A 25,093-nucleotide genomic window follows, 5' to 3' on the forward strand; every position below is an offset into this window, starting at 1 on the left:
CTCACTCTCCCGGACCCCACCACCCCGCACCCGACGCCGAAGGGCCACACCCCAGGGCCCCAACAGCCCCAATCCACAGGGACCTTCGGCCACCAGGGGAGGACAAGGCCGAACGGTGCCGGGCGGTGACCGGACGGCCCCTTACGCGCGGGCCGGCAGGGGGCAAAGGCTGGGAAGGGTTCACCCACCAGCCCAGCCGCCCTCGGACGTGGGCGGGAAGGAGTCCCGATGAGCTCGACGACCCGCGACGCTCCCGCCGTGGAGCGGCTGGTCGCGGCAGCCGTGGCCGCGCCGTCCCTGCACAACACCCAGCCCTGGCGCTTCCGGCTCGATACCGACACCCGCACGGTACGGATCGACGCCGCCGCTGACCGGACGCTGCGCCACACCGACCCGGTGGGCCGCGCCGTGCATGTGTCCGTGGGCTGCGCGGTCCTCAACCTGCGTGTCGCCGCCGCCCACTTGGGCTGGGAACCGGTGACCCGGCTGCTCCCGCGCCCGGACCGTCCCGCTCTGCTCGCCACGGTCCGGCTCGCCGAAGCGGTGCGTGGTGCCCCGTCGACCGGCTTGTACGAGGCGGTGTGGCGCCGGCACAGCAGTCGTTTCCCCTTCTCCGGGCGACCGCTGCCGTCGGACCTGCTCGCCGAGCTGGCCGAGGCAGCCCATCTGGAGGGTGCGACCCTGTGTTTCCCGGGGCGCAACGACACCGAGCGGGTGTTGCGCGCCACGCGGGAGGCGGAGTGGCGCAACCGGGCGGACACCGACCGCGCGGCGGAGAACCGTCGGCTGGTCAGTGGCCCGCACTCCCCGTGGGTGGGGCTCCCGGCAGCGGTTCTCGGCCCGCAGGATGCCCTGGAGCGCATGCCGATGCGGGACTTCGGGGCCCACCGGCACCCGGAGGTGCTGCCCGCCCGTGCCTTCGAGACGCGTCCTACGCTCGCGCTGCTGTCCACGGCACACGACCGGCGGACGGACTGGCTGCGGGCCGGCCAGGCCCTGGAACACGTGCTTCTGCTGGCCACCCGGCGCGGAGTGCGCGCGTCGCTTCTTCACCAGGCGATGGAGTGGCCCGATCTGCGCCGGGCCCTCGACGGTCTGCCGGGCGACGGTCCTCGCGTGTACACGCAGATGGTGATCCGGCTCGGGTACGGGCCCGAGGGTCCCGCGTCACCGCGCCGCCCGGTCGAGGAGGTAGTGGAAGCCGACGTATGAACACGCGTGCCGCCCGGTCCCGTCGACGACGCGACCGGGCGGTGCTTTTCAAGTCGGTCAGCGTGAGCACTCCGTGCCCTTCTGCCGCACCTGTCACCCGGCGTCGACGTGCCCGTGTTCCACGGCCGGTGGCGTCTCCGCACTTTCCGGCTCGCAACCGACGTGCACCTGCATGTCGGGAGCGTCGGCCGGTGTGTTGCTCACCGTGCAGTGCGAAACCACCGCACGCAGCGCGGTCAGCCGCTCGGCGGGCAGGGACGGGGCGTGGACGGTCATCGACAGGGAAGCGACCCGTGCGGGGCGGTCGTCGGCCATGCGGAAGTCCGCCCGGACGGTCAGGCCGTCCCGGCTGAGACCATGCCGGTCCAGATACCGGCCCGCGTAGTGCGCGGTGCAGGAGGCCACGGACGCGATGAAGAGTTCCACGGGCGTGGGTGCCGTGTCCCTGCCACCGGCGGTCCGTGGCTGGTCGACGGTCAGGACGTGTCTCCGTACCCGCACTTCGAAGGCGTCGCCGGCGACAGCCACGGGACCCGGCTGTCGTGCGGGGCACGGGCGGTGTCCAGGACGACGCGTCTCATGGAAGCCGGGAGATCCTGGGGCGCGAGTCGTGTGACGTTGATGGTGCGTCCGCAGCGGCTGGTCATCTTCATGACGTCTCCCGGCCGGGTGCCTTGCCCTCGATCCGCAAGCGCGCTCGACGCGGCTGCTCCGCCCACCCGGGCCGGGCCGGCGGGCCGGGACGGCCCCGGTCGTCCGCCTCGGCACCTCAATTGGACCGCGGTCGCGGTCCGCCGGCATGGGCCGGGGGACCCGCGCGCCGTGTGCCGATGGTCCCGGTGCGGCTGCCCCCGTTCGGCAGGGGCCCTCAAGGTGCCGCTCCCGCCGGCACCCTGTGTCACCGGGCGGACCGGCCGCTCTCCGCCGTGTCCGGGGACTGCGCCAGCGGCGCGTGCCACACCAGCCGCGTCCCCTTGCCGCCGGGGCTTTCCAGCTCCAGGTCGCCGCCGAGCTTCTGCGCTCGCTCGGCCATGTTAGTTAGACCGCTGCGGCGGCCTCCGTCCGGGATGCCGACGCCGTTGTCCGTGACCGTCAGGCGGACCTGCTTGCCGTCCGTCTCCAGCACGACGTCGGTGCGGTCGGCGCCGGCGTGCCGGGCGACGTTGGTCAGGGATTCGGTGAGGACGGCCATGACGTGGTCGGCGGTCTGGTTCGGCACGTGCGTGTCGAGCAGGCCCTCCATGCGGACGCTGGGAGCGAAGCCGAGGAGCGGGGCGGCCTCGCCGATCGCGCGCACCGCGCGGGATCGCAGGCCGGGCGCCGTGTCGTCGTCGCGGGAGCGGAGGCCGAAGATCGTCGATCTGATGATCTTGATGGTCTCGTCGAGGTCGTCCACCGCCCGCAGGATCCGCTCGGAGGCCATGGCGTCCTGGACGCGGCGACCGGCGCTCTGCAGGGTCATGCCGGTGGCGAAAAGCCGTTGGATGGCCAGGTCGTGCAGGTCGCGGGCGATCCGGTCGCGGTCCTCCAGCAGGGTGATCTGTTCGGCGTCCGCACGTCGTTCCGCCAGTTCCATCGCGACGGCGGCCTGGGCGGCGAAGACCTGGAGCGGCTCGGTCTCCTTCTCGGAGAACTCCCGGCCGCCGGACTGCCGGACCAGCAGCACCACACCGCGGGCCTCGTCGCCCGTGCCGATCGGCACAGCTACGGCCGGTCCGAGCCCTTCGAAGCGTGGCGGACCGGCTGAGACCCGGGAGTCGCACGAGACGTCTGGGCTGCTGACCGGTGCCCGCTGGACGAACGCCTGCCCGATGAGTGTGCCCTCCGTGGGCAGTACGATCCCGCGCCATGCGTCGGCCTGTTGGCCGATGGCGAGTTCGACGGCGAGGTTGTCGGTTCCGCTCACGGGCATGGCCACCACGCTCAGGGCGGAAGCGGTGATCTCCCGGGCACGCTCCGCGATCAGCGCCAGCACACCGCCCTGGTCCGCGCCGGACATCAGGGTGTGAGTGATCTCGGCGTTAACCTGGAGCCAGCGCTCGCGCAGCCGGGACTCCTCGTAGAGACGGGCGTTGTCGATCGCGACGCCAGCCGCCACGGCCAGCGTCGCCAGCACCGACTCGTCGTCCTCGTCGAACTGCTGCCCGCCGCGCTTCTCCGTCAAATACAGGTTGCCGAAGATGTGGTCGCGCACCCGGATCGGTACGCCGAGGAAGGTGTTCATCGGCGGGTGGTGGGCCGGGAACCCGTAGGAAGCAGGGTGGTCGGAGAGCTTGGCCAGGCGCAGCGGCTCGGGGCGGCGGATCAGCTCGCCCAGGATGCCGTGACCCTCCGGGTAGGGGCCGATGCGCGCGATCTGCTCCGCGTCGACGCCTACCGTGTGGAAGGCCGACAGCCGCTTGCCGTCCGGACCGATCACCCCCAGCGCCGCGTACTCCGCGTCGACCAGGGCCGCCGCGGCCTCGACGATGCTGCGCAGCGCCTGCTCCAGGTCGAGCTCACGGCCGACCGACAGCACGGCCTCCAGGAGGCTGTGGACCCGGTCCCGGGTGCCGCGCGCCGCGTCCAGCCGGGCCTGCAGCTCCTCCAGCAGCTCGTCCAAGCGCAGCTGGGGCAGCCGTACCCGTGCCTCGTGGGCCTCCTCGGCGTTCTCCACCGCTGCTCCTCCAACGCCTCACCGCATGTCGGCAGCCTTACCGTGCACCTGCCACGGTAGCGGCTCGAACAGGGAGACGATAAGGGATCAGCGCAGCCGCAGGGCCGGCTGGCCGGAACTGTCAACTGTCCTGTGCCATCGGACTTTGATCATTTGCCGTTGAAGTTGAGTGGGCGCCGGGATCATCTGGCGCTGCGAGTCGGACACGAGCGACGGTCCGTCGTGGTCTGGCTGTCGGCGGCGTAACCAAGATCAGGCCGAAGTCGTTCTCATGCGCATCGCCCTCCTGCGGGTGTGACACGAACGAACGGAGCAACCTTGATGCGTGTGACCACGCTGGCAGCCGTCGCGGCACTGGCCAGCGTCGCGATTCTCGGCAGCAGCACGGCGGCCTCGGCAGCCCCCGCACCGATCGACCCCACGCCCGTGATGGGCGAGGTTTACCATCTTGTGGGCACCGTTAGTGCCCCTCTGGCCGCCGCCAACATCGTGTGCCCGGCTCCCTGGAAGCAGGGGGGCTTGGGCGTGGGAGATCTCTACGCGGCGTGCGTCACCGCACCAGATACCAGCCGCTGACCTCGCCTGTGCACAGCCGTGCGGAGCCTTCTCTCTGGGCGAATGCTCCGCACCGCTGCACGGCCGTGAGTACCGATCCCGCCGATCAAACTTCGCTGACACGCGCTCAAAGTTGGGTGTCACAGGACAGGAACCGTCAGCTCCGGGGCAGTCGGGCCGCGACGTACGAGGTGAGGTCGATCAGTCGGTTGGTGTAACCCCATTCGTTGTCGTACCAGCCGAAGACCTTGACCAGGTCGCCGTGGGTCTGGGTGAGGGGGGCATCCAGGACGCAGGAGGCCGGGTCGCCGACCACGTCGCGGGAGACGATCGGGGCGTCGGACACCCGCAGGACGTCCTTCAGCGGTCCTTCGGCGTCCTCGCGGTAGGCGGCGTTGATCTCCTCCGCGCTCACCGCCCGCTCGAGTACCACGGTCAGGTCGGTCAGCGAGCCGTCCTCGACCGGAACGCGCACGGCGCTGCCGTCCAGCGTGCCCGCCAGCTCGGGCAGGACCAGGCCGACGGCGCGGGCGGCGCCGGTGGTGGTGGGGATGATGTTGACCGCCGCCGAACGGCCCCGGCGCAGGTCCTTGTGGGGGCCGTCCAGGACCACCTGGTCGTTGGTGTAGCCGTGGATCGTGGTCATCAGTCCCTTGACGACGCCGAAGTGCTCGTCGAGGACCTTGACCATGGGGGCCACGCAGTTGGTGGTGCACGAGGCGTTGGAGATCACGTGGTGGTTCTCCGGGTCGTACGTACCCTCGTTGACGCCCATGACGATCGTGGCATCGACGTCCTTGCCGGGCACGGACAGGAGTACCTTGCGCGCGCCGGCCGCCAGGTGCAGGCCGGCCTGGTCGCGGGTGCGGAAGCGGCCGGTGGACTCGATCACCACGTCCACGCCGAGGCCGCCCCAGTCCAGCGCGGCCGGGTCACGCTCGGCGGTCACCGCGATGCGGTGTCCGTCCACGCGGTCAGCGAGGCCTCGTCGTGCTCGACGGGGCGGTTCAGCCGGCCGTACGTCGAGTCGTACGTCAGCAGGTGCGCGAGCGCCGCCGGGGAGGTGACGTCGTTGACCGCCACCACCTCCAGCGGCGCTGCCGCAGCGCCGGTGCGTTCCAGGACGCAACGCAGGTAGTTCCGGCCGATCCGGCCGAAGCCGTTGATACCCACTCGCACGGTCATGTCTTCAGTCCTCCCCTGGGTGCGGCGATGCCCGGCGGTGTTCCGGGACCGCTCTCAGCCTGCCGCCCGGGAGTCCGTGCGGGTATGGGCCGGGCGGGGGCGGGCCGTGGGGACCTTCGGCCCCCGCGGGACCGGGCGCGGGGCCGAGCGAGGGACTCGGCCCGTTACTGGCCTTCGGTGCGCATCCGGTCGCGTGCCTGGGTGGCGATGACGGCGGCCTGGATACGGCGTTCCACGCCGAGCTTGGCGAGCAGGCGGGAGATGTGGTTCTTGACCGTCTTCTCGGCCAGGTAGAGCCGCTGGCCGATCTGCCGGTTGGTGAGCCCTTCGCCGATCAGTTCGAGGATCTCGCGTTCCCGGTCGGTGAGACCCGGCAGCATCTCCGGCTCCTCGGCCGGCTGCTGCCCGCCGCCCCGCAGCCGTGCCATCAGCTTGGTCGTGGCGCTGGCGTCCAGCAGCGACTGGCCGCGGGCCACCGTGCGCACGGCCGAGACCAGGTCCGAGCCCTGGATCTGCTTGAGGACGTATCCGGCCGCCCCCGCCATGATCGAATCCAGCAGCGCCTCCTCGTCGTCGAAGGAGGTCAGCATCAGGCAGGCCAGGTCCGGCATCTGCGACCGCAGCTCGCGGCAGACGGTCACGCCGTCTCCGTCGGGCAGGCGCACGTCGAGGACGGCCACGTCGGGGCGCAGGGCGGGGACCCGGACCAGCGCCTGTTCCACCGTCGCGGCTTCTCCGACCACGGTGATGTCCGGTTCGTCGTCCAGCAGGTCGTGCACCCCGCGTCGTACCACTTCGTGGTCGTCCAGGAGGAAGACCCTGATCGGGCTTCCCGTGCTGTCGCCCTGCTCGCTGTGCGCCATCGAATGCTCCTCGCAATGCCTCGGTCTGTGTCGGAATCCTTTCTTCCCAGGATGGCCGAGGTCCAGGGCCGGTCGGCCCCGATTTCGCCTGCGTCAGTGGGCCATGAGGCCGCGCTCGCGGAACTGGCCACGCACCCGGTCCACCAGCGCCCGATCGGGGACCGGGGCCTCACGCAGGGGAAAGGGGATGCCCAGGGCGTCGTACTTTGCGGCGCCGAGCTTGTGGAACGGCAGGATGTCGACCCGCTCCACGCAGGCGAGGCCGGAGAGGAATCCGGCGAGTCCGTCGACGGCCTCCTCGTCGTCGGTCCAGCCGGGCACCAGGACGTACCTGATCCACACGCGCTTGCCCAGCCCGTCGAGACGGGTGGCGAAGTTCAGGGTGGGGGCGAGGGCACCGCCGGTCAGCTTCCGGTACGTCGGGACGTCGAACGACTTGATGTCCAGCAGCACCAGGTCGGTGTCGGTCAGGAGCGTTTCCGTGGCTCGGGCGCCGAGGAAGCCGGAGGTGTCGAGGGCGGTGTGCAGGCCGGCCGCCTTGCAGCAGCGCAGGACCGCCGCAGTGAAGGCCGGCTGGAGCAGGGGTTCGCCACCGGTGAGGGTCACTCCCCCGCCGGCCGTAACGAGGAAGTCCCGGTACTTGGCGATCTCCGCCATCACCTCGTCGACGGTGGCCTCCCGGCCGTCTCGCATGTGCCAGGTGTCGGGGTTGGCGCAGTAGAGGCAGCGCAGGGGGCAGCCACTGGCGAAGAGGACGAAGCGGGTCCCGGGACCGTCCACGCCGGTGGACAGGTCCCAGGAGTGGATGCGGCCGGTGACCGATCCCGCTGCCACGGTCGGGGACATCGTGCTCACAGCGATCCGTGGAAGGTGCGGCTGATCACGTCGAGCTGCTGCTCGCGGGTCAGGCGGACGAAGTTCACCGCGTAGCCGGAGACCCTGATCGTCAGCTCGGGGTACTTCTCCGGGTGTTCCATCGCGTCCTCCAGCACGGCGCGGTCCAGCACGTTGACGTTCATGTGGAAGCCGCCCGCGGACATGTAGGCGTCGAGGATGCCGACCATGTGACCGGCCCGCTCCATGGGGACGTGGCCCAGCCCTTCCGGGGTGATCGTGGTGGTCAGGGAGATGCCGTCGCGTGCCGCCTCATAGGGCAGCTTGGCCACCGAGAGGGCGGAGGCGGCCACGCCGTGCTGGTCGCGGCCGTTCATCGGGTTGGCGCCGGGCGCGAAGGGCTGGCCGGCGCGGCGGCCGTCGGGGGTGTTGCCGGTGTGGTTGCCGTACACGACGTTGGAGGTGATGGTCAGCACCGACTGCGTGTGTTCGGCGTCGCGGTAGGTGGGGTGCTCGCGCACCTTCGCCATGAACGACTCCACGAGGGTGACGGCGAGGGCGTCGGCCCGGTCGTCGTTGTTGCCGTACGCCGGGAAGTCGCCCTCGGTGTGGAAGTCCACGGCCAGTCCGGACGCGTCGCGGATGATCTTGACCCGGGCGTGCTTGACGGCGGAGAGGCTGTCCACGGCGACGGACAGGCCGGCGATGCCGCAGGCCATGAAGCGGTGCACCGGGTGGTCGTGCAGGGCCATCTCGATGCGCTCGTAGGCGTACTTGTCGTGCATGTAGTGGATGACGTTGAGTGCGTCGACGTAGGTCTGGGCCAGCCAGTCCAGTACGCGGTCGTAGGCGTCCGACAGTTGGTCGTAGTCCAGGTACTCGGCGGACAGCGGCGGCATCTCCGGGGTGATCTGGTCGCCGGTCATCTCGTCCCGGCCGCCGTTGACGGCGTACAGCAGCGCCTTGGCGAGGTTGACGCGGGCTCCGAAGAACTGCATCTGCTTGCCGACCGCCATGGCGGAGACGCAGCAGGCGATGGCGGTGTCGTCGCCGGTGCGCGGGCGCATCAGGTCGTCGGACTCGTACTGGACGGCGCTGGTGTCGATGGACACCTGGGCGCAGAACTCCTTGAAGCCGGCCGGCAGGCGGGGCGACCACAGGACAGTCAGGTTCGGTTCCGGTGCGGGGCCGAGGTTGTAGAGGGTCTGCAGGAAGCGGAAGGAAGTGCGGGTGACCAGCGGGCGGCCGTCTGCGCCGATGCCTCCGATGGACTCTGTCACCCAGGTCGGATCGCCGGAGAACAGGGCGTCGTACTCGGGGGTGCGCAGGAAGCGCACGATGCGCAGCTTGATGACGAAGTCGTCGATCAGCTCCTGGGCCCGCCTCTCGTCGAGGAGCCCCTCGTCGAGGTCGCGCTGGAGGTAGACGTCCAGGAAGGTGGAGGTACGGCCCAGTGACATGGCCGCGCCGTTCTGCTCCTTCACCGCGGCGAGGAAGCCGAGGTAGAGCCACTGGACGGCCTCGTGCGCGGTGGCCGCGGGCCGGGTGACGTCGCAGCGGTAGGACGCGGCCATCTCGGCCAGTTCTCCCAGCGCCCGAATCTGCTCGGCGAGTTCCTCACGGTCGCGGACGACGTCGGCTGTGGACGGCCGGGCGTCCAGCAGGGCTCGCTCGGCACGCTTGGCCTCAGCGAGCCGGTCGGTGCCGTACAGGGCGACGCGGCGGTAGTCCCCGATGATCCGGCCGCGGCCGTAGGCGTCGGGCAGGCCGGTGATGATGCCGACCTTGCGGGCGGCGCGCATGGCGGGGGTGTAGGCGTCGAAGACGCCCGCGTTGTGGGTCTTGCGGTAGGTGTCGAACACCTTCGTGACGAACGGGTCGGGCTCGTAGCCGTACGCCTTCAGCCCGTTCTCCACCATGCGCAGGCCGCCGTTGGGCATGATCGCCCGCTTCAGCGGGGCGTCCGTCTGCAGGCCGACGATCAGCTCGCGGTCGCGGTCGATGTAGCCGGGGGCGTGCGAGGTGATGGTGGAGGGGGTGGCGGCGTCCACGTCGAGCACCCCCCTGCGCCGCTCCTCCGGGAACAGCGCGCTGACCTTCTCCCAGACCGCGCGGGTGCGGTCCGTGGGGCCGACCAGGAAGGAGGCGTCGCCCTCGTAGGGCGTGTAGTTGGCCTGGATGAAGTCGCGCACGTCGATGCGCTCACGCCACCCGCTCCCGGCGAACTGCCGCCAGGCGTCGGCGGTCCGGGGGCCGGCTGTCACCGTCGCGGTCATCACAGGTCCTCTCGTCGTACGGCCTTGTCACTGTCGATGCTCGTCGTGCGGGTCCGCGGCGAGGAGTGCCGGACAGGGCACCGGGTGGTCCCGTGCGGCCCCGACCGGCCGGGACCTTCGGCCCCGACCGGCCGCCGTGGTGTCAGTCGTGCGGAACCACGGCGACGGGACATCCGACGTGGTGCAGGACGGCGTGCGTAACCGGCCCCGTGAAGACACCGACCTGGTGATCGACCCCGCGGCGGCCCACCACCAGGAGGCCCGCGTCCCGAGCGGCCCGCACCAGAACCACCGCGGCGCGCCCCTCGGTGACCGTCTCGGTCACGGGGACGGTAGGGTACTTCTCCCGCCAAGGACGCAGCACGGCCGTCACGGTGCGCTCCTGGTCCGCCAGCGCCTGAGCCTGCGGCCACGGAACGGGAGCCGGGCCCTCCGGGGCCGCGGTCATCAGGGGCACGGACGGAACGGGGGCGGGCCGGAAGGCGGTCCGGAAGGCGTGGACCACGGACAGGCCGGTGCCACGCCGGCGGGCGGCGTCGAAGGCGAACTCGATCAGTTCGTCGCAAGGACGGTCCGTCTGCAGCCCCAGGACCACCTGGCGGTAGGGCGTCTGTGGTATCTCCTCGGGGGCGACGCCGTCGGTGGCCGGCAGGTGCTCGTCGGCGGCGGACCGACCCGCGCGGACCAGGACGACCGGGTGGGGGGTCCGGCCGACGACTCGCTGGGAGACGGAGCCCGTGAGGAAGCCGCCCAGGGCTCCGAGGCCACGGGAACCGAGGACCAGCAGGTCGGCGTCGGCCGCGGCCTTGAGCAGGCCGGCCGCCGTGGCGTCGCACACGAGTCGACCGTTGATCCGTAGACCCGGGTGGGCGGCCCGGACACTGCGTACGGCCTCACCCAGGAGCTGCTCGGCCCAGTCGCGCTCGGTGCTGTCCATGGGGACGTACGGCGCGGGGTGGGGGTGGCGGTGCCAGACGTGGACCACGCCGAGTCCGGTTCCTCGCCTCTGCGCTTCCTGGGCCGCCCAGTGCGCGGCGGCGAGTCCTTCGGTCGATCCGTCGATCCCCACCACGATGTCGTGTGGCATGACGTGTCCCCTCCCTGGTCGTCGAATTCCGATGGCCTCCAGCCTCGGCCCGGCCGTGCCGGTGGTCCACGGGCCGTACAGCCCCGGCAGGGCGCCGATGGTCCCCCCGGAACGACGAGGGCCCGTCGGGGGCCGACCGGTCCCTCACGCGGGACGGCCGGCACCTCGCGTCGGGCCCGCCCCCGTCAGACGCTGGAGTCATCACGCCCCAACGCTTGAGGAGCGCAGCGTCATGGTCCGTTACGTGTACGACTTCACCGAGGGCGGCCGTGACATGGCCGATCTCCTCGGCGGCAAGGGATCGAACCTGGCGGAGATGACCCGGCTCGGGCTCCCCGTACCGCCGGGATTCACCCTCACCACCGAGGCGTGCCGCGCCTTCCTGGAGACGGGCAGCGAACCCGCGGGCCTGTGGGAGCAGGTCTCCGCGCGCCTGTCCGCCCTCGAAGCCTCCGCCGGCCGTTCACTGGGGCAGCCGGACGACCCGCTGCTGCTGTCCGTCCGCTCCGGCGCGAAGTTCTCCATGCCCGGCATGATGGAGACGATCCTCGACATCGGCCTCAACGACGACTCTGTCCTGGGGCTCGCCAAGGTCTCGGGCAGCGAACGCTTCGCCTGGGACTCCTACCGCCGCCTCATCCAGATGTTCGGCAGTACGGTCATGGGCGTCGACTCCTCCCGCTTCGAGCGGTCTCTCGCGCTCCTCAGGGACCTGCGCGGCGTCCAGGACGACGTGCACCTGACGGCATCCGACCTGGCCGAGCTGGTCGAGACGTACAAGAACCTGATCCACCTGGAGACAGGTGACCACTTCCCCCAGTCCCCCGCCGAGCAGCTGCGCCGGGCGGTCCTGGCCGTCTTCGAGTCCTGGAACGGCGAACGCGCCCGCCTGTACCGGCGCCGCGAGCACATCGCCGACGACCTGGGCACCGCCGTCAACGTCCAGCGCATGGTCTTCGGCAATCTCGGGGCCGACTCAGGCAGCGGCGTCGCCTTCACCCGCGACCCGGCCACCGGCCGTTCCGGCCTGTACGGCGACTATCTGCCCGACGCGCAGGGCGAGGACGTCGTCGCCGGCATCCGCAACACCGTGCCGCTGGCCGAGCTGGAGCGCCTGGACGCCGCGTCCTACGACGGGCTGCGCACGCACATGTGCACCCTGGAACGCCACTACCGGGATCTGTGCGACATCGAGTTCACCATCGAACGCGCCACCCTGTGGATGCTCCAGACCCGGGTCGGCAAGCGCACCGCCGAGGCCGCCTTCGTTCTCGCCGCCGAGCTGGCCGACGAAGGGCTCATCACCCCGGACGAGGCGCTGGCCCGGGTGAGCGGCGAGGGCCTGGCCCGGCTGATGTTCCCGCGCTTCGACGCCTCCGCGACCGGTACCGCACTCGCCCACGGCGTCCCTGCCTCTCCCGGCGCGGCGGTCGGGAGCGTGGTCTTCGACTCCGCCCAAGCGGTGCGCCGCGCCGCGGCCGGCGAGAAGGTGGTCCTGGTCCGTCAGGAGACCACCCCGGACGACCTGCCCGGCATGATCGCCGCTCAGGCGGTCCTCACCAGCCGGGGCGGCAAGACCAGCCACGCGGCCGTCGTCGCCCGCGGCATGGGCAAGGTCTGCGTGTGCGGCGCCGAGGAGCTCACCGTGGACACCGAGGCCCGGCGCTTCACCGCCGCGGACGGCACCGTGGTCGAGGAAGGCACCGTCGTCTCGGTGGACGGCTCCGCCGGAGCGGTGTACGCCGGTTCGGTGCCGCTGGTGGACTCGGCGGTGATCCGGTATCTGGAGGACGGCCGGGGCGGCGGTGGCTCGCAGGGCGTGGACGTGGTCGACGCGGTGGCCCGGGCGCTGGCCCGCGCCGACACCGTGCGGCGGCTGGAGGTGCGGGCCAACGCCGACACCCCGGAGGACGCCGTCCGGGCCCGCCGGTTCGGAGCGCAGGGCATCGGCCTGTGCCGCACCGAGCACATGTTCCTCGGTGAACGCCGCAAGCTGGTCGAGCAGATGATCCTGGCCGGCACGGACGCCGAGCGCGACCGGGCCCTGGCGGAGCTCCTGCCGCTTCAGCGGCAGGACTTCGTCGGCATCCTGGAGGCCATGGACGGTCTGCCGGTCACCATCCGGCTGCTGGACCCGCCACTGCACGAATTTCTGCCCGACCACACCGAACTGGCGGTGCGGATCGCCACCGCTCAGGCCCGTGGCGAGGAGCCGGACACGCACGACGTCGAACTGCTCGGCGCGGTGAACCGCATGCACGAGGAGAACCCGATGCTCGGGCTGCGCGGCGTACGCCTGGGCCTGGTCGTGCCCGGCCTGGTCGCCATGCAGGTCCGGGCGATCGGTGAGGCCGTCACTGAGCGCCTGTTGGCCGGTGGCGCACCCCAGGCGGAGATCATGGTCCCGCTCGTCGGCGACGTCCGTGAACTACGCCTCGTACGCGCGGAGGTCCAGCGCGTGCTGGCCGAGATCTCACGGGCGGCCGGAGTCGTCCTCGACTGCCCGGTCGGCACCATGATCGAGTTGCCCAGGGCCGCCCTGACGGCGGGCCGGATCGCCGAGGAAGCCGAGTTCTTCTCCTTCGGCACCAATGACCTGACCCAGACGACCTGGGGCTTCTCCCGCGACGACGTCGAGGCGGAGTTCTTCTCCGCCTACCTGGACAAGGGCGTCTTCTCCACCTCCCCCTTCGAGGCGCTCGACCGCGAGGGGGTCGGTCGACTGGTGAACATCGCGGTCGCCGAGGGCCGCGCCACCCGCCCGGACCTCAAGATCGGGGTGTGCGGTGAGCACGGCGGCGACCCCGACTCGGTGCACTTCTTCCACACCGCCGGACTGGACTACGTCTCCTGCTCGCCGTTCCGGGTGCCGGTGGCGCGGCTGGAGGCGGGGCGGGCGGCGCTGGAGGAAACCGAGGGGAGCGACAGCAGGTGAACCGCGAGACGGGGCCGCTCGGCCTCACGCCAGGGACCGGCCGCTCCTCCGTCCAGGGCCGGTCGCCCCTGGGACGGGAGCGACCGGCGCAGCAGGCTTGGGGCGACGCAGAACGATCACAGGGAGTGGAACACATGACCGCCAAGGACATCGGTGCCCGTGAGACCGCCGCCGCCGTGCTGGTCCGCGCCGACGGCGAGGTGGACGAGGAATCTCTCGCCTACCTCCACGAGAAGGTCGCCGCCGCTCTGGACCGGCCCGGCCTGCCGCCCGTGAACGGTGAGGTGCGCGTACGGCGGGCATCGGCCCACCATGTGGAACTGCCCTGGTCCGGCCGCACCGACATCCGGGTCGGCAGCGACCTCGTCGTCGTCCACGCGCGCGAGGCGAGCGCCCGCGAACTCGCCGACCGGCTCCACGACCGGCTGCGCTCCGCCACCGAACGCGTCACCCACCGAAGCGACACCACCCGCCGGACGGCCGCCCCGCCCCCGTGGCGCGGCGGCCCGCAGAAGTAGGCGCCACACGGCGCCCGCCCGACCTGGCGGGGAGCCGGAGCCGAACCGGGCTCCGGCCCTCCCCCGCTCGCGCTCGTAAAGGAGGTCCGCCGTGACCGCTCACATCGTCGGCGAGGTAATGACCAGGGACGTCGTCCACGCCCGCCGAACGACACCGTTCAAAGAGGTCGTCCGGTTGCTCGACCACCACCGGATCAGCGGGTTGCCGGTGGTCGACGCCGACGACAAGGTCCTCGGCGTCCTGTCCGGCAGCGACCTCGTACGCAACCAGGCGCACCGGGACGGCCCCGCTCCGCCGCCGTCCGTGACGGCGGGCGACGTGATGTCGAGCCCCGCCATCACCGTGCACCCCGAGCAGACCGTGCCGGACGCCGCCAGGCTCATGGAGCGCCGCGGCGTCGAGCGACTGCCCGTGGTCGACGAGGCCGACCGCCTCATCGGCATCGCCACCCGCCGTGACCTGCTACGGGTCTTCCTGCGCGCGGACGACGACATCCGCCGCCAGGTGACCGAGGAGATCGTCGTGACCGCGATGGGGCTGCCGTCCGACGCGGTCTGCGTCGCTGTCCGCGACGGCGTCGTCACCCTCGACGGCCGGGTGGAAGCGCGTAGCCAGGTGCCGGAACTAGTGCACGCCGTCTGGCGGCTCGACGGCGTGGTCGGCGTGGTGAACGGCCTGGGCTTTCGCATCGACGACCGCGAGTCGCCCACCCCGTCCCACCGGACCGTGAGCCCGTGACCTCAGCGGCCGGCGCCGACGTGCGGCGGGCCGGCCGTGCCGGGGCCGACGGTCCCTGCCCAGCCGGGCCGGACGGACGCGAGAGGGGCCCCTTCGGCGCCTGCCACGGCACCGGGACCCGTCGGAGAGTGGAGCCAGGGAGGGGCGCCGGTCCCCCGCGGTGTCCCTCCCGTCCCGAGCCGCCGCATGAGCACGGCGGTCCCTGACAACGGAGGCACACCACCATGACCCGACAGGACGTGCGGACCAAGGACCGCGTCGGGATCGACGCCCCGTCCGACACCGCGGTCGCCGTGGACCGTCTGGTCACGGCCGGCCTCAAGGCTCTCGCCGACTACGAGGCCCTCTCCCAGGAACAGGTCGACCACATCGTCAAGAAGGCGTCGGTCGCCGCCCTCGACCAGCACACCGCCCTGGCCCGCCTGGCGGTCGAGGAGACGGGGCGCGGGGTCTTCGAGGACAAGGCCGCCAAGAACATGTTCGCGTGCGAGCACGTCACGCACAGCATGGGCCACACGAAGACCGTCGGGGTCATCAGCCGGGACGACATCGAGGACATGGTGGAGATCGCCGAACCGGTGGGCGTGGTGGCCGCGGTCACCCCCGTCACCAACCCGACCTCGACCACGGTCTTCAAGGCGCTGATGGCGCTGAAAACCCGCAACCCGGTGATCTTCGCGTTCCATCCCTCCGCCCAGCGGTGCAGCTCCGCAGCGGCCCGCGTCGTGCGGGACGCGGCCATTGCCGCCGGAGCGCCGGAGCACTGCGTGCAGTGGATCGAGGCCCCGTCCGTCGAGGCCACCCGCACGCTCATGCATCACCCGGGCGTCTCGCTGATCCTCGCCACCGGCGGCAACGCCATGGTCAAGGCCGCCTACTCGGCCGGCAAGCCGGCCCTCGGGGTCGGTGCCGGCAACGTCCCGGCCTACGTCCACCGCAGCGCCAAGCTGCGCCGAGCCGTCAACGACCTCGTGCTGTCCAAGTCGTTCGACAACGGCATGATCTGCGCCTCCGAGCAGGCCGTCATCCTGGACAAGAAGATCTACGACGCCGCGATCACCGAGTTCCGCTCCCTGCACGCCCATCTGGCCACCCCGGAGGAGAAGGCGAAGCTGGAGTCCTTCCTCTTTCCCGCCACCGGCGGTTCGGGCGCCGGCTGCGAACCCAAGGTCAACGCGGCCGCCGTCGGGCAGAGCCCGGCGTGGATCGCCGAGCGGGCCGGATTCTCGGTGCCGGCAGACACCTCGGTCATCCTGGTCGAGTCCGAACGGGTCGGCCCGGACGAACCGCTGACCCGTGAGAAGCTCTGCCCGGTACTCGCCGTACTGCGCGCCGAGGACGAGCGCCGCGGGTTCGACCTCGCCGCCGACATGGTCGCCTTCCACGGCCAGGGCCACAGCGCCGTCATCCACACCGAGGAGCCTGCCGTGGCGGAGGCGTACGGCATGCGGATGAAGACGGTACGGATCATCGTCAACTCGCCGTCCTCGCAGGGCGCGATCGGCGGCATCTACAACGGTCTGCTGCCCTCGCTCACGCTGGGGTGCGGCTCCTGGGGCAGCACGTCGGTGGCCAACAACGTCTCCGCCGCCCAGCTCCTCAACGTCAAGCGGGTCTCCACCCGCCGCAACAATCTCCAGTGGTTCAAAGTCCCGCCGAAGATCTACTTCGAACCGCAGGCCATCCGCTACCTGACCTCCATGCCGGACGTCCACCGCGTCACCATCGTCACCGACGCCACCATGACCCGCCTCGGATTCGTCGACCGCATCAGCCGCGTCCTGCAACGGCGTCGGGAACCGGTCACCCTCCAGATCATCGACAACGTCCAGCCCGAACCCAGCATCGACTCCGTCCAGCACGGCGCCGACCTCATGCGGGACTTCCGCCCCGACACGATCATCGCGCTCGGCGGTGGCTCCCCCATGGACGCCGCCAAGGTCATGTGGCTGCTGTACGAGCAGCCCGGCATCGACTTCGCGGACATGCGGCAGAAGTTCTCCGACATCCGCAAGCGCGCCTTCCGCTTCCCCACCCTCGGCACGCAGGCCCGCCTGGTCTGCGTGCCCACCACCTCCGGCACCGGCGCCGAGGTCACCCCGTTCGCCGTCATCTCCGACCCCGCGACCGGCAAGAAGTACCCGCTCGCCGACTACGCCCTCACCCCCAGCGTCGCGATCATCGACCCCCTCCTCACGACCGCGTTGCCCCCGGCGCTCGCCGCCGACAGCGGCTTCGACGCCCTCACCCACGCCATCGAGGCGTACCTGTCCGTCTACGCCAACGACTTCACCGACGGCCTCGCCCTGCACGCCATCCGCCTGGTCTTTGGAAACATCGAGGCGGCCGTGAACAACCGCGCCAACGCCGCGGAGGCCCGGGAGAAGATGCACAACGCCGGCACCATCGCGGGCATGGCCTTCGGCAACGCCTTCCTCGGCATCGTCCATGCCATGTCGCACACCCTCGGCGCCACGTTCCACATCGCGCACGGGCGCACCAACGCGGTCCTGCTGCCGCACGTCATCCGCTACAACGGCACCGTCCCGACGAAGCTGACCGGCTGGCCCAAGTACGAGAACTACCGCGCCCCCGAACGCTTCCAGGACATCGCCCGCACCCTCGGGCTGCCCGCGGCCACTCCGGCCGAGGGCGTGGAGTCACTCGCCGCGGCCGTCGAGCGGCTCCGCGACGCCGTCGGCATAGAGCCGACGTTCCAGGCCCTCGGCGTCGACGAGCGCGCCTTCCTCGACGCCCTGCCCCAGCAGGCCCTCAACGCCTACGAGGACCAGTGCGCGCCGGCCAACCCGCGCATGCCGATGCTCGACGACATGCAGGAACTCATGCGCACGGCGTACCACGGCTGAACAGGCCGTGCCGGAGGCCGCCGCGCGGGTGCCTGACAGCTTCCGCGCGGCGGCTTCGCCATGCCCGGCGGGGCTGACGTCCCGAGGGGTCGCACGGGCCCCCGCGCATGGGCCATCGGACCCTACTGCCCGGCGAGCACCTGGCCTTGGCTGTCCCCATGACGCACGAGCAGGCCCGCACCGGCCCGATCCGCTCCGAGTTCACCGTCGGCCACACGACCGTCCTGGAACTGCGCGGAGACCTCGACATCGCCGTGACACCGATCGTCACGGCCCGGCTGGACGCCCTCACCGCATGCCCCCACCCCGATCTGGTCGTGGACCTCAGTCCTGTGCCCTTCCTGGACTGCGCCGCGCTGGGAGTGCTGTGCAGGGCACGTAAGCGGATCCGTGAGCGGCACGGCAGGCTGCGTCTCGTCTCCGGCAGCGACCGCTTACGCGACATCGTGCGCCGCACCGGGCTGGCGGACTCCTTCGATGTCTACAGATCGCTGACGGACGCCCTGGCTGTCCAGCCCCGCGGGTACCGACGCGTCGTGCCGGCCTTCGCCGACCGCCCAAGTGGGGGCTTCAGCCGGTCTCGCTGACGGGCGGGCAGTTCTCCGCGGGCGCCACCCACTCGCCCAGGGAGCGGACGCAGCAGGGCCCGGACAGCGGATCCGACATCCGCGGTCCGGGCCCCTCGGGGCTCCTGTCAGCCGTCCCACGTCCAGTCGGCTACCTCGGGAGGGTCGACACCGTGCTCGCGGATGTACGCGTGGTGGCGCAGCCGGGCGTCCTCCATCCCCTGGCGCACGGCCGCCGCGCGCACCGCGAGGCCGGGGACACGGTCGACGACGTCCATGACCAGCCGGTAGCGGTCCAGGTCGTTGCGGACCACCATGTCGAACGGTGTGGTGGTCGTGCCCATTTCCTTGTAGCCGCGCACATGCAGGTGCTGGTGGCCCGTGCGGCGGTAGGCCAGTCGGTGAATCAGCCACGGGTAGCCGTGGTAGGCGAAGACGACCGGCTTGTCGGGGGTGAACAGGCCGTTGTACTCGAAGTCGCTCATGCCGTGGGGATGTTCCTCGCTCGGCAGCAGCCGGGCGATGTCGACGACGTTGACGACCCGGACGGCCAGCTCCGGCAGATGGTGCCTCAGCAGCTGTGCGGCGGCCAGTACCTCCTGTGTGGGTACGTCGCCCGCGCAGGCGAGCACCACGTCGGGTTCCCGGGTGCCGTCCTCGGTGCCGGCCCAGTCCCAGATGCCGGCGCCGCGCGCGCAGTGCACCCGGGCCTCCTCCATGGTCAGCCAGTCGAAGCAGGGCTGTTTGCCGGCGACGATCACGTTGACGTAGTCGCGGCTGCGCAGGGCGTGGTCGGCGACGGAGAGAAGGGTGTTGGCGTCCGGCGGCAGGTAGACCCGTACGGCTTCGGGACTCTTGTTGAGGATGTGGTCGACGAAGCCCGGGTCCTGGTGGGAGAAGCCGTTGTGGTCCTGGCGCCACACGTGCGAGGTGAGCAGGTAGTTGAGGGAGGCGATGGGCGCGCGCCAGGGCAGGCGGCGGGTCACGCGCAGCCATTTGATGTGCTGGTTGACCATGGAGTCGACGATGTGGACGAACGCTTCGTAGCAGGAGAACAGCCCGTGCCGGCCGGTGAGAAGGTATCCCTCCAGCCAGCCCTGGCACGTGTGTTCGGAGAGAATCTCCATCACCCGGCCGTGGCGGTCCAGGTGCTCGTCCACATCAAGGGTGCGGGCCTGCCATGCCTTGCCGCTGGCGCCGTAGACGGCCTGGAGGCGGTTGGAGGCGGTCTCGTCGGGGCCGACGACGCGGAAGTCACGTCGGTCGGCGGTCTCGCGCATGATGTACTCCAGCAGGTCGCCGAGGACGCGAGTGGGTTCGTGCAGGGTCGCGCCCGGCTTGTCCACCGGGACGGCGAACCTCTCCAGAGGCGGCAGCGGGAGTTCGCGCACCAGCAGGCCGCCGTTGGCGTGCGGGGTCGATCCCAACCTGCGTGCGCCGTCGGGGACGCACGTCAGGACGTCCGGGCGAGGTGCCCCGTGCTCGTCGAACAGCTCTTGCGGCCGGTAGGAGAGCAGCCATTCCTCGAGCTGCCGCAGGTGGTCGGGGTTGTCCCGGACGGCTGACAGGGGGACCTGGTGAGCTCGCCAGGTCCCTTCCACGGGAAGACCGTCGACCTCGGCGGGGCCGGTCCAGCCCTTGGGGGTACGCAGAACGATCATCGGCCAGCGGGGCCGCTCCGTCTCCCCCTCCTCGCGGGCGGCGCGCTGAACAGCGGCGATACGGTCCGCGGCGGTGTCCATGGCCTGGGCCATCGCGCGGTGGACGGCGGCCGGCTCGTCTCCGGTGACGTGGATGGGCTCGTGTCCGTATCCTTTGAGGAGTTCGTCGAGTTCGGACTCCGGAAGCCGGGACAGCACGGTGGGATTGGCGATCTTGTAGCCGTTGAGGTGCAGGATCGGCAGGACGGCACCGTCCTGCACGGGGTCCAGGAACTTGTTCGAGTGCCAGGAGGCGGCCAGCGGCCCCGTCTCCGCCTCACCGTCACCGATGACACAGGTGACCAGCAGGCCGGGGTTGTCGAAGGCGGCGCCGTAGGCGTGGGAGAGGGCGTAGCCGAGTTCCCCGCCCTCGTGGATGGAGCCGGGCGTCTCCGGGGCCACGTGGCTGGGGACGCCTCCGGGGAACGAGAACTGCCGGAACAGCCGGGCCATCCCGGCGGCGTCCCGGGTGATGTCCGGGTAGGTCTCCGTGTACGACCCTTCCAGCCAGGAATTGGCCACCACGGCGGGGCCGCCGTGACCGGGCCCCCAGATACAGAGGGCTTCCAGTCCCCGGGAGCGGACGAGTCGGTTGAGGTGTGTGTACACGAGGTTGAGGCCAGGTGAAGTGCCCCAGTGACCGAGCAGCCGCGGCTTGACGTGCTCAGCGCGCAGCGGTTCGGTGAGCAGAGGATTGGACATCAGGTAGATCTGGCCGACGGACAGATAGTTCGCTGCACGCCAATGGGCGTCCAGCCTCCTTAATTCCTCGTCCGAGAGCGGACTGGACACCTGTTGCGAATGGGCGCACATCTTGGGTTCCCTTGCGATCGATGGTCGGCTCGACGGAGAGCCCTGCGAGGTCTTTCGTCTCACCCTGCCCCGTTCACCGGGTACCCGACAGGGCCGACCGGACCCTTCTGTGGACTGCCATGACCGGGCAGTACGACCAATTGAGCCGTTGTTCCCCATAGCTGCCTCCTCCATCCCTGTGCGGACAGACAGCACACCGCAACGTCCGGGAAACGCCTTCTGAGTCCGGGAAGCTCCGCGGCAACCGACGCTCCGCGCGCTTGAGAACTCCAAGGGAACCGACGTCGCAGGACCAGCAGAGACACGCCTCGGGCCGAGGCTTCGGCGAAGGCGCACTCCATGGCCTCTACAGCCTCTCCGGCGGACGCCGACGCGTCGACGGCCACCAGCACGGGAGCGGTCGAGTCGGCCGCGGCGTCGACCACCAGCACCGGGCAGACACTGTGGCGCATCAGCCTGCGCACGACCTTGTCGCGGCGTGGATCGCCGGCCCCCTGCCGGCGGCGGCCGAGTACGACGAGCGACGCGTCCCGTGCAGCGGCCTCCAGCACTGCCGCGGGATCACCCAAGAGGACCTCGTGAGTGATGTCGACCTTCGGTGCGACCACATGAGCTCTCCGCAATGCCGCCGGTGGCAGACCGTCCCTCTCGCGCGGTGCGGGCCTGTCCGGGTCCCAGGGCGGCACGCCGGCCGGTATTCCGCCGGTAGGCCATGCGATGGCCTGAGTGAACCGCAGGGCCACTCCTCGCCGATCCGCCTCACGCGCCGCGCAGTCCACGACCGCGGGAACCTCACGCGAGCTGTCCAACGCCATCACGACCGGGCCGTCCATGACGATCCCTCCCCTCCTTCGCTTGACGGGACCGGCCGACGACGCAGCCCCGCTTACTCGACGAAAGGCTGCTGCGGCGCCCCACTCCGGTACAGGGGCCGAACGGGCCGGCCCTCCGCCGTACGGCCCCGAGGTGCAGTGCCCCCGGTCCGAAGCCGCGCAGCCCGCCGGGACCGGCGTCAGCCGAGTACGTCGGCGAGGGCGCGCCGGGGCAGAGCACGTACGCGTGGTGCGTATCCGAGGCGCAGGATCACCTGCGGGAACTGCCCGGCGGTGAGAGCCTGTCGGACACGGGTGCGCAGGTGAGGCACTTCGAGAGGCTGTGTGTGGAAGGCCGCCATGACTCCGTGCCCGGCCGCGTGCAGGAGCAGCCGCTGAAGTGCCTGCCCGGACCGCAACCAGGTGAGCGGATGGTCCTTGCCCGTGGCGAGGAGCACCACCAATCCGGTCCGGGCGGGCCATCGTCGAGGAGGCGTGGGGAACATGTCCGTCAACCCCGCGTAGTCCCGCCCGGCGAGGGCGGTGGAGTCGGGGTGGAGGACGCTGACGTCGGCCGGCACACCGTCGTCTCGTGGCCGGGCGAGCCGCCAGGTCCAGGCGGCCTGCTCGGTGGCGAGCCGTGCGTCGGTGCGATGGGCTTCCTCGCCCACACGGACCAGTTCGGCCAGCAGTCGCCGTTCCGCGACGTCATCGAGGACGTGCAGGTCCGCGCCCTCCCGATGCGTATGATCCCGCATGTCGTCGACGAGATCTCGGGGCAACGGTTCCGGCAGGAAGGAACCGTGTGCAGTGTGCCGTCGGCCCAGAGCGGCGTACAGACGCTGTTCCTCGTCAGTGGGCCGGGTGTAGGCACCCCACCCGACAGTGGCGAGGTGTGCCGGGTCCTGTGGATCGGGGAACGTGTGGACCACGGGCCGGAAACCCAGGTGCAACATGGCCAGCCGCATGTTGAACAAGGCGGCGCCGCAACCGAGCACGAGTTCCCGTCCGTGGGGGTCGGCGAGTGGCAGCCCGCGCCGGGTGTCCGCGTGCAGCTCGATCTCCATGTCGCCGTCCGCGACGAAGCGCCAGGGCTGGGTGTTCAGAAGCAACGGCGCGGTCATCGCCGCACGGACGAGGAAGGTGGACGCGTGAGAGGGGCGCCCGCTGCGGAAGGACATGGGAGTGCCTGCCTTTCATGAGGGCGGGACGACGGGGCACGACGATTGGCCGTGAAGACCAACGGCGCGTGGTGGAGAAGACGGTTCTCTGCCCACCTCCAGCGTCGCGCCGCCCGGCGGTACCGGGCAGAGGCGATCGGTCCGTGGTACGGGCCCACTGGCCCATGTGCCCTGTCCGTCGGTGACGTCAGTTGCCCTGCCCGCGGCCGGGAACGGTCAGCCGGAGCGGACCTCACTGCGCGCCGGGTCCGGTGCAGATGCGGCTGTGGAAGGCCGGGGCTTGTCGAGCATGCCCGACGCCCGGTCGGACGCCCTCATGCGCGAGGGCACGCCACGGGTCGGGGCCAGGCGGGTGAGTACGGGACCGCACACTGCCAGAAGGATCACGTAGCAGGTCACCAGGGCCGCAAGGCGGTCCTGTGCGGTAGCGGCCAGTCCGATGACGACGACCGAGAACTCCCCGCGGGCGACGAGCGCGGTCCCGGCTCTCAGTCTGCCCCGGCGGCCCGCTCCCTCACGCCCTGCGGCGTACCACCCCGTGACCACCTTGGTGATCGCGGTGATGAGGGCCAGGACCGCTGCGGCCGGCAGCGCGGGCAGCAGATGCCCTGGATCGGCCGACATGCCGAGAGCGAGGAAGAACACCGCAGCGAACAGGTCGCGCAGCGGGCCCAGTACGGTCCTGGCCCGCTCGGCGGCGGCGCCGGTCAGCGTGAGCCCGACCAGGAAGGCCCCGACCGCGGCGGAGACGTGGACCAGCTCGGCCAGTGCGGCGATGACCAGGGTGAAGCCGAGCACCCTGAGCAGTACCTGCTCGGCGTCGGCTGGAGACAGAACTCGGCCGACGTGATGTCCCCAGCGGCTCGACGCGCCTACCGCCGCCCCCACCACCGCAGTGGCCGCGAGTACGGCGAACAACGCTTCCCACCAGCTGCCTCCGGCGGTGACGACCGCGAGGAGAGGGAGGTAGGCGGCCATCGCGAAGTCCTCCAGCACCAGCACCGACAACACCGCGGGCGTCTCACGGTTGCCGAGCCGGCGCAGATCGCCGAGAAGCCGGGCGATGATGCCGGAGGACGAAACGTAGGTCGCACCGGCCAGGGCCAGGACACCTGCGGCGTCGAGACCGAACAGCCATCCGGCCACGGCTCCGGGGATGGCGTTGAGAACGAGGTCCACGACAGCGGAGGACCGGTGACAGCGCAGACTGGCCGTGAACTCTCGGGCGGTGAAATCCAGGCCGAGGGTCAGCAGCAACAGGATCAGTCCGATCGCGGCGCCGGTGTCGACGAACTCGCGGGCCGCTGGGACCGGCGCGATGCCTCCGTCGCCCAAGGCGAGCCCCGCCAGCAGGTACAGCGGTACGGGCGTCAGGGCGAAGCGTCTGGCGCCCGCAACGATCAAACTCGACGCGGTCAGGATGATGCCCAGTTCCAGCAGAAGGGCTACAGGGGTGTGCACGGCTCAGCCTTGGATGATGCGTTGTACGCCGGTGATGCCCTCGCGCGTGCCGATGACGACCAGCACGTCTCCGACGTGCAGACACTGGGCAGGTGCGGGTGAGGCGATGACGTCCTCACCGCGGACCACGGCCACGATCGACGCGCCGGTACGGGTACGGGCCCGGGTCTCTCCCAGTGGCCGTCCGGCGCACGGGCTGCCGGGGCCGACCTCCAGTCGCCCGGCGTCCAAGCCGGGGACCTCACGCGTCAAGTCGGCGAAACGCTCGGCAATGCGCGGGGCGCCGAGGATCTCGGCGAGAGCGTCCGCTTCGTCCCCGGTGAGCCGCAGCACCGGATGAGCCTCGTCGGGGTCGTCCCGCGGGTAGACCACCAACTCGAACTCCCCCGAGCGCTGGGCGACGACACCGATCCGGTGGCCCTCGTGGTTCACGAACTCGTAGCGCAGTCCCACGCCGGGCAGCAGCACCTCGTTGACGTCCATACGCGCCCCTTCCTCGCTGTGACTCACCTGTTCTGTCCGCTCATCGGCGACCACCCGCGTCGACCCGCCGTAGCCGTCCAGAGGCTCCGGGGCACGTGCTGAGGGAGACCGGACATACTCACCCGGCCTCCCTCCCACACGGACCAAGATCCTGCTCTGGTGCGAGCCGCCATCCCGCGCCGGCCCGACGAGGGACGGCCCGCGCGGCACACCGGTAGGCCCGCGGACGTGCTGGGGGCGGGTCCTTGGGGTGGGCCCGCCCCCACCAGTCGTGTTCAGCGCAGCCACGCGTGGTCGCGGACGATCGGGAGCCGCGCCCACAGCCGGCCCAGCCCGAAGACGTTCCCGGC

General features: G+C 71.0%; 18 protein-coding genes and 1 pseudogene. 7 read left to right on the top strand and 12 right to left on the bottom strand.

The annotated features are described in order from the left end of the window. The first annotated feature begins 228 nt into the window (after positions 1-228). Positions 229-1,212, top strand: a complete 984-nt coding sequence (locus tag ACGF5T_RS35505) for an Acg family FMN-binding oxidoreductase (protein WP_366769074.1) — start codon at positions 229-231, stop codon at positions 1,210-1,212. A 93-nt stretch (positions 1,213-1,305) separates the two neighbouring features. Here the strand turns inward: ACGF5T_RS35505 and ACGF5T_RS35510 are convergent, their stop codons facing one another. Further along, positions 1,306-1,740 carry an OsmC family protein gene (locus ACGF5T_RS35510; protein ID WP_366769073.1) on the bottom strand — a complete coding sequence of 145 codons (435 nt, stop codon included), beginning with the start codon at positions 1,738-1,740 and terminating at the stop codon, positions 1,306-1,308. A gap of 370 nt (positions 1,741-2,110) precedes the next feature. After that, a complete protein-coding gene (locus ACGF5T_RS35515; protein ID WP_366769072.1) occupies positions 2,111-3,868 on the bottom strand; it encodes a GAF domain-containing protein in 1,758 nt (585 codons plus the stop codon). Positions 3,869-4,195: 327 nt separating this feature from the next. Between ACGF5T_RS35515 and ACGF5T_RS35520 the strand changes: the two genes are divergently transcribed. Then, positions 4,196-4,444, top strand: coding sequence for a hypothetical protein (locus ACGF5T_RS35520; RefSeq protein WP_366769071.1), 249 nt, complete (start codon positions 4,196-4,198; stop codon positions 4,442-4,444). Between the two features lie 136 nt (positions 4,445-4,580). On the opposite strand, the pseudogene gap reads toward ACGF5T_RS35520, so the two are convergent. The 5 genes and pseudogenes from gap to ACGF5T_RS35545 all read right to left on the bottom strand — a co-directional run bounded on the left by gap (position 4,581) and on the right by ACGF5T_RS35545 (position 10,668). Then, positions 4,581-5,608 (bottom strand): annotated as a pseudogene (gap, locus tag ACGF5T_RS35525) (type I glyceraldehyde-3-phosphate dehydrogenase). A gap of 164 nt (positions 5,609-5,772) precedes the next feature. Next, on the bottom strand, positions 5,773-6,471 hold the full coding sequence (locus tag ACGF5T_RS35530; protein WP_087805390.1) for a response regulator transcription factor: 699 nt from the start codon (positions 6,469-6,471) through the stop codon (positions 5,773-5,775). Between the two features lie 93 nt (positions 6,472-6,564). Then, positions 6,565-7,317 (bottom strand): pyruvate formate-lyase-activating protein, encoded by a 753-nt coding sequence (gene pflA / locus ACGF5T_RS35535; RefSeq protein ID WP_366769076.1) that lies wholly within the window; start codon positions 7,315-7,317, stop codon positions 6,565-6,567. Between the two features lie 5 nt (positions 7,318-7,322). Beyond that, positions 7,323-9,581 (bottom strand): formate C-acetyltransferase, encoded by a 2,259-nt coding sequence (gene pflB, locus ACGF5T_RS35540; protein WP_366769070.1) that lies wholly within the window; start codon positions 9,579-9,581, stop codon positions 7,323-7,325. Between the two features lie 142 nt (positions 9,582-9,723). Continuing rightward, positions 9,724-10,668 carry a universal stress protein gene (locus tag ACGF5T_RS35545; RefSeq protein WP_366769069.1) on the bottom strand — a complete coding sequence of 315 codons (945 nt, stop codon included), beginning with the start codon at positions 10,666-10,668 and terminating at the stop codon, positions 9,724-9,726. 232 nt (positions 10,669-10,900) lie between these two features. Here ACGF5T_RS35545 and ppdK point away from each other — a divergent pair, with 232 nt between their 5' ends. The 5 genes from ppdK to ACGF5T_RS35570 all read left to right on the top strand — a co-directional run bounded on the left by ppdK (position 10,901) and on the right by ACGF5T_RS35570 (position 18,314). Further along, positions 10,901-13,603, top strand: a complete 2,703-nt coding sequence (gene ppdK / locus ACGF5T_RS35550; RefSeq protein WP_366769068.1) for a pyruvate, phosphate dikinase — start codon at positions 10,901-10,903, stop codon at positions 13,601-13,603. 134 nt (positions 13,604-13,737) lie between these two features. Beyond that, entirely contained in the window at positions 13,738-14,121 is a 384-nt protein-coding gene (locus ACGF5T_RS35555) for a hypothetical protein (RefSeq protein WP_087805398.1), read from the top strand. A 118-nt stretch (positions 14,122-14,239) separates the two neighbouring features. Continuing rightward, on the top strand, positions 14,240-14,860 hold the full coding sequence (locus tag ACGF5T_RS35560; RefSeq protein WP_392890318.1) for a CBS domain-containing protein: 621 nt from the start codon (positions 14,240-14,242) through the stop codon (positions 14,858-14,860). 224 nt (positions 14,861-15,084) lie between these two features. Beyond that, a complete protein-coding gene (gene adhE, locus ACGF5T_RS35565; protein ID WP_366769065.1) occupies positions 15,085-17,727 on the top strand; it encodes a bifunctional acetaldehyde-CoA/alcohol dehydrogenase in 2,643 nt (880 codons plus the stop codon). A 158-nt stretch (positions 17,728-17,885) separates the two neighbouring features. After that, positions 17,886-18,314 carry an STAS domain-containing protein gene (locus ACGF5T_RS35570; protein ID WP_366769063.1) on the top strand — a complete coding sequence of 143 codons (429 nt, stop codon included), beginning with the start codon at positions 17,886-17,888 and terminating at the stop codon, positions 18,312-18,314. A gap of 107 nt (positions 18,315-18,421) precedes the next feature. Here the strand turns inward: ACGF5T_RS35570 and ACGF5T_RS35575 are convergent, their stop codons facing one another. The 5 genes from ACGF5T_RS35575 to ACGF5T_RS35595 form a co-directional block, all read right to left on the bottom strand. Further along, positions 18,422-20,806, bottom strand: a complete 2,385-nt coding sequence (locus ACGF5T_RS35575) for a phosphoketolase family protein (protein WP_366769062.1) — start codon at positions 20,804-20,806, stop codon at positions 18,422-18,424. 59 nt (positions 20,807-20,865) lie between these two features. Beyond that, the gene (locus ACGF5T_RS35580) at positions 20,866-21,639 is read right to left on the bottom strand and encodes a universal stress protein (RefSeq protein WP_392890315.1); all 774 of its coding nucleotides are present in this window, start codon (positions 21,637-21,639) and stop codon (positions 20,866-20,868) included. Positions 21,640-21,818: 179 nt separating this feature from the next. After that, entirely contained in the window at positions 21,819-22,799 is a 981-nt protein-coding gene (locus tag ACGF5T_RS35585; RefSeq protein WP_366769061.1) for an Acg family FMN-binding oxidoreductase, read from the bottom strand. Between the two features lie 216 nt (positions 22,800-23,015). Then, complete coding sequence (locus ACGF5T_RS35590; RefSeq protein WP_366769060.1) at positions 23,016-24,260, bottom strand: cation:proton antiporter; 1,245 nt, start codon at positions 24,258-24,260, stop codon at positions 23,016-23,018. Positions 24,261-24,263: 3 nt separating this feature from the next. After that, positions 24,264-24,743, bottom strand: coding sequence for a cation:proton antiporter regulatory subunit (locus ACGF5T_RS35595; RefSeq protein ID WP_366769059.1), 480 nt, complete (start codon positions 24,741-24,743; stop codon positions 24,264-24,266). Positions 24,744-25,093 lie beyond the last annotated feature (350 nt).

This window comes from Streptomyces sp. NPDC047853 (assembly GCF_043204535.1).
Taxonomy (GTDB): Bacteria; Actinomycetota; Actinomycetes; order Streptomycetales; family Streptomycetaceae; genus Streptomyces.